Raw genomic sequence first — 5,778 nt, 5'->3', positions numbered from 1 at the left:
CTGCCCAGAACCTCAACCGATCCTGCTGCCGCGCGAATGATCAGCACTTCACCAGAGCGCGTACCGCGACCTGTCAGGCCTGAGATGTTCACCTGGTGAGTGACCAGCATTAACCGGCCATCAGTATCGCCGATCAACTCCCGGGTTGCGGCGGTCTGCCTGTCCCGGTTCGCGCGATCCCGGAAAAACGAGTTTAAGGAAGGTGCCTCAATGACAGGCCCGGCCGCCAGCAGTTCTGCGGTTTCGCGCGTGCGGCACCACTGACTGGTGTAAACGAGGTCGAACTTAATGCCCCGGTCCCGGAATGCGGCACCAATGCTGCGGGCCTGCGCTCGTCCCCGCTCATCAAGATTGCGCTGAGTAGAACAGTCCCGCAGGTCAAAATCTGACGGATCCCCCGTCCCCGGAGCCAGGGCGTGACGCATGATTGCGATCGCTCCGTCCTGCTCAAGGGCATCCCAGTCATTTGCAAGAGCAGTGCAGGGAATGAGAAAAATCAGGATAAGGATAATCTTCATCGGGTATCTTCTTTCTGATCGGAATTCAGGTAACAAAAGGGTCCGCATCTCGCCAGGAAAGCCTGACGCAGCGACCCGGGTCTGACCGCCCGCGAATGCTTTTGCGGTGACGCAGCAAGGCTCGTTCCCGGCCCGTGCAACAGGCGCCATGATATGCGATGCTGCTGAGATATTGAAAAAGTTGCATGGTTTTGATCTGGTCCTGATGGCGTGCCATTGCTCAGTTGGAAAAAGAGAGTGGACCGGATCGGGACCATGTCAAGTTTGCTCCGCCCCGCAAAGCTGTCTCTTTGACTGTGGGCTGCAGATGCTGCTGGTCCGGTATCATCCTGATGGTCGCGAGGGCAGGCCGTGAGATCACCGTGCAAAGCGCAAAATTCAGTCCCGGAGCAATAGCCCGATTGAGATAGCACAAAGCGGTCCGCGCCGGCTTCAGATATGCTGAATACGTGATTGCCGGATGCAGATTTACCGGAATGCTGAGAAGCCGCGACTAGTTTGCTCTCTTATTGCGGCGTTTAAAAGGGGGGGCATGCTTGTGGAAAATGAGGCTGGTAAGCTGAGGCGATCAATTGGCCTGACGGGTCTGGTGTTGTACGGTCTCGGCGTCACAATCGGAGCCGGGATATATGTTCTGGTCGGAGAAACCATCGTGCGCGCGGGGCCTTATGCGCCCTCGGCATTCCTTCTGTCTGCTTTTGTGATGGGTTTTACTGCGGCGTCTTTTGCGGAACTGTCGGGGCGCGTCCCCCAGGCCGCCGGCGAGGCGGTCTATGTCGAAAAGTCTTTCGGGATCAAATGGCTGACAGTCGCCGTTGGCCTTGGTGTTCTGATCGAAGCGATGATCGCGGCGGCCGCGATCGCCGTAGGATCAGCAGGCTACGTCGGCGAACTCATCGCCCTTCCCGCGGAAATACTGATCATTGGCATCATCACCCTGATGGCGACGATTGCCGCCTGGGGTATTCGCCAGTCCGTAGCCATCGCAGGTGCGATGACGCTGGTCGAAGTCTGCGGCCTTCTGATCATCATCGGCCTCGGTCTGGCCAGTGATCCCGGCAGCATTGCCGAACTGCCTGCATCGCTGGCACCTCCCATCGGCGACCTGCCGGCCATTTCCGGTGTCCTCGCCGCCAGTATGATCGCCTTTTTCGCCTTCATCGGATTTGACGATGTGGTAAATCTCGTCGAAGAGGCCAGAAACCCCCGTAAAATCATGCCATGGGCCATTGGGATCACGTTGTTCATTGTAACCGTGCTCTATGTGCTGGTGTCTTTCGTCGCCATGCAGACTGTCTCCGTCGCGGAAATGTCTGCCACGACTGCGCCGGTCAGTCTGCTTTTTGAACGGCTCACAGGATTGCCGTCGTTTGCGATCACTATGATCGCCATCATCGCCACGATGAACGGGGTTGTTATCATTCTCATAATGGCGGCCCGGGTCTGTTATGGCATGGCGCGGGGAAACCGATTGCCCGCATGGCTCGGAGTTGTGTCGCCGCGTACTCAGACACCCGTCAGGGCCACGGTGATAACCGCTGCACTGGTGCTGGTTCTGGCGCTGTTTACGCCCCTCGACACGCTTGCCGAAACCTCGTCGGAGGTCCTTCTTATAATCTTTACCATCGTCAATCTCGCCCTTGTCCGGTTCAAGCTCAGAGGCGTACCGGCACCTCAGGGCATCTTTACCGTGCATATCATATTCCCGATTGCCGGAAGCTTGTGTTGTATCGCGCTGGTGTTGGGGGCTGCTCTGGCTGGCGGCTGATATCCGGTTGCATTCACAGGATTTTATAGACCGGTGCGGCGCCGGCGCGTATTATTACACCACCCAGACCCGAAAACCTCACGTCAGGAAACCGGTTGGTCGATGATCTTAAGCACTGCGCCGGAACGGCGGCACCCCCGGAAAAAGACGAGGTCCGCGCTTTTCTGGAAAGTCTGACCGGACCATCACGCGGCCGGATCGCGTGGCTGTCGTCCGATCATCCACGCATAAGCGTCGGTGCCGACCGCATGCTTCGGGTTGTTTCCGGTGACGGCGGGCAACCCGGAACAGATAACCGCGCGCTGTTGCACTGGTCAGGGGATACCTACGAAATCGAAGCAGTGCCCGGGGCCGTCATCTGGGTAAACGGCCGCCAGGTCGGCTCCGCTGATCTGATCCACGGCGACATGATCGAATTCGGAGAGGATGGGCCGATGTCCCGCTACCGGCTGTGTCGCAATTCCTTTCCGACGCGCTGGCCTGTCGAAGAAATCCTCAGCGACACAATGGCCTACGCCCGCTCCAGCCGCCGGCCGTTCGGACCGCGCCTGACGAATGCGTTGTTCGAAGCGGGGCGGCGGCTTTTGCTGGAAACATCTTTGCTGTTTCGGCTGACGGTCATCGCTGTTCTGATTGTGCTCACAACGTTTATGGCTCTGCAATGGCGCACCGACCGTCTGATCCGGCAAGCCATCGAGGCCGAGGCTCTGCGGCTTGAAGCAATCACGATTGCCCTTGCTGAAACGCGGCGGGAGGCGCTGAGCGTCGAAGAGCTTGCGATGCTGCGTGAACAGCTTGATCTCCAGCTGGCCGGTAATGCCGACCGGCTGACCCGCCTCGAGCGCCGCCTCGATGCCTCTGCGCGCGTCATCCGTGAAACGACAGCGTCGGTGGCATTTCTGCAGGGTGCCTACGGTCTGCGTGATACCGGAAGCGGCAGGCTGCTGCGTCATGTCCTGAGCGCACAGGGCGTGCCGTTGCAGACGCCATTCGGCAAACCACTTGTTGATGTGGAGGGCAATGGTGATCCGCTGGAATTCCAGTTCACCGGCACAGGCTTTCTGCTCGCCGGCAGCGGGCATCTCGTGACCAACCGGCACGTCGCACTGCCATGGACATCAGGAGACCGGATGCGGGCGTTTCAGGAAGGTGGACTTGAGCCGGAAATGCTCAGGCTCATGGTATTTCTGCCCGGGCTGACTGATCCGGTTGATGCGACTTTTCTTGCCGCCGCCGATACGGCCGATCTGGCGCTTTTGTCCGTACCGGGGAAGGCCAGCGAGGGCCGCGGTCTGACCCTGTCGGAAAGCCCGCTGGAAATTGGTGACGAGGTGATCGTCATGGGGTTTCCGACCGGACTGCGTGCGCTTCTGGCTCAGGCCGGGCAGGCCTTTCTGACCGAACTGGAGGATGCCGGCGAAACAGATTTCTGGACAATTGCGGCCCGCCTGTCCGAAGAAGGTAAAATCGCACCGCTTGCCAGCCGTGGCATCATCGCTCAGATCACGCCGATGGCCGTGATATATGATGCGCAAACCACAATCGGGGGCAGTGGTGGACCTGCACTCGGCAGCAATGGCCATGTCGTAGCCATAAACACCGCCATTCTGCCCGAGTTCGGCGGCGCCAACATAGGTGTTCCCGTGGGAAAACTGCACCGTCTTCTGGACGCCATAGCTGACGACTAGCGCACGGGGCTTATTCGGTGGTGCGCCATGCCGACGACTGCACCGCCAGCACCACAAGCAGCGGCACCGCCACGGTGATCACGCCGACGACGATCAGAAGCTGCCCCAGTTGCGAATAGTCAGCGACCGATATCTGTTCACCCGTAACAGGATCGACAGACGCTCGCGTTACCACAAAGACCTTGTTGAGGTATTTTGTGCCAAGGCTGGACGCGGACAACGCCATATTGGTGAAAGATGCCATCACCGCAAAGAAGGTGGCTTTCAGATCAGGTGGCGCATTGCGCGCGATCCAGGCCAGCATCGGCACCATCGCAATCTGCCCGAGCGGAGACTCGATGGCGGTATCGAGGATCGCAATGAATTTCGCGTCCACCACACCGCCGGTGCGTGCCGCAGTCCATTCCTGGACGCCGTAGTAAAGCCCGATGTTCGGCAACGACAAAACACCGGCCGCAAGCGTCAGCAGCACGACGATGTAGGCAATTGACCGGTTCGCCATCAGCGGTCTCAGAACCAGCAGTCCGACAAGCGCGAGCACCGAAGTGATCAGCGACAGGATTGACAGGAACTGTTCGTCAAAGCCCAGATCGTCGATTTCGAACCAGGTCAGGCCCGGCCCCGGCAATGGTACTGCGCGGAACACGAAAATGATCGTGGCCGTACCAATCAGGACACGCGCGGCCTCTGGTCTGAGTTCTTTGATCAGGTGCCGGATCAGGTAGAGGATGATCGAAAAGGATGTGACAAAAATCGCCTCCTGCGCAAAGGCGAAATCAGAGGTGCCGAGAACGAGGCTCAGCACGACAAACGCGATCCCGCCGCCGAGGATCTGCCAGTTCACCTCCGTTGCGACTTCCGGTTTTGCCTGCGGCAATCCCCGTGCCGCCCGCCTGCGCTGTACCAGCGTGTGCAGCACCATCCCCGAAACCGAAATGACCGGGATCGCGAGGGCAATCAGATAGACCCGCGCATAAAGCGCGAGACGTGCATCGCGCGACAGACTTTCAGTATCTGAAAAGATCCAGATATTGACCGCTGCAACGGAGACGAAGCCCGAGATAATAGCGATGCGGCCAAGTGTCTGCATTGTCGTATGCATCGCGCGCTGTTCCTGTTCATCATAAGGCCTGCCGGCATCGTCAGTGTGCGGCACAGCCTCGACCGTCATGGCATCCGCGACGATATCCTGAACGGCATAGCCCGACGGGGCGAGCAGCAGGGCAACTATAAACCATGTCTCAAGCGGGAAAACCGCATCCATGCGGTCCGGTTGTGACACCAGCCCGAACATGATGAGCAGCGACGCCGCGATCAGCCCGGCGCCCAGCAGGATCAGCAGCGCTTTGCGGCGCCAGAACAGGTCGACCACATGACCCATCGGTACTTTGAGGATCCAGGGCAGCCCGGCCCAGAAGCCAAGACCCGCGATGAAGGTCGCCGACAGGTCGAGATATTCTTTGAGGAAAAATGCACCCACGACCGATGTGAGGCCGGAAACGCCCGCCGCGAAGTACACCATCAGGGGCGGCAAAAAGGACCAGCGCATCTGCAGCGCCAGATCTACAACCACGCGATGAAAGAGTGTCTTTCGTTCCGCGGCCTCCGGGTCGTTTTTCACTTGCATGGGCCACCTGCGCTTCGGGAAGCATTGTCCGCTCCGCGTCGTCTTCCGGTATCTGAGTTTTCCGTCTCACAGTCTGCATGTGCAGCCTGCGCGGTGCAATGCGTCACACTGAGGCGCTTTGCGGTAGACAAACAGCGCGAACGCACAGTGTCTCAGAGGCAGGCGGCGCGGATACCA

The 5,778-nt window shown here is 59.2% G+C and carries 4 protein-coding genes; 2 read left to right on the top strand and 2 right to left on the bottom strand.

What is annotated here, in order from left to right:
- Positions 1-518, bottom strand: a 518-nt coding sequence (locus tag Q0M35_RS13720) for a histidine phosphatase family protein (protein ID WP_295316249.1), incomplete at its 3' end; no start/stop codon positions are given.
- A 532-nt stretch (positions 519-1,050) separates the two neighbouring features.
- Between Q0M35_RS13720 and Q0M35_RS13715 the strand changes: the two genes are divergently transcribed.
- Positions 1,051-2,286 carry an amino acid permease gene (locus tag Q0M35_RS13715; protein WP_295316248.1) on the top strand — a complete coding sequence of 412 codons (1,236 nt, stop codon included), beginning with the start codon at positions 1,051-1,053 and terminating at the stop codon, positions 2,284-2,286.
- A gap of 95 nt (positions 2,287-2,381) precedes the next feature.
- Entirely contained in the window at positions 2,382-3,974 is a 1,593-nt protein-coding gene (locus Q0M35_RS13710) for a serine protease (protein ID WP_295316246.1), read from the top strand.
- Positions 3,975-3,984: 10 nt separating this feature from the next.
- On the opposite strand, the gene Q0M35_RS13705 is transcribed toward Q0M35_RS13710, so the two are convergent.
- Positions 3,985-5,601 (bottom strand): hypothetical protein, encoded by a 1,617-nt coding sequence (locus Q0M35_RS13705; RefSeq protein ID WP_295316245.1) that lies wholly within the window; start codon positions 5,599-5,601, stop codon positions 3,985-3,987.
- Between the last annotated feature and the right edge of the window lie 177 nt (positions 5,602-5,778).

The sequence above is a fragment of the Roseobacter sp. genome, assembly GCF_024639605.1.
Classification (GTDB): domain Bacteria; phylum Pseudomonadota; class Alphaproteobacteria; order Rhodobacterales; family Rhodobacteraceae; genus Roseobacter.
This window is presented reverse-complemented; position numbering and strand designations above follow the sequence as displayed.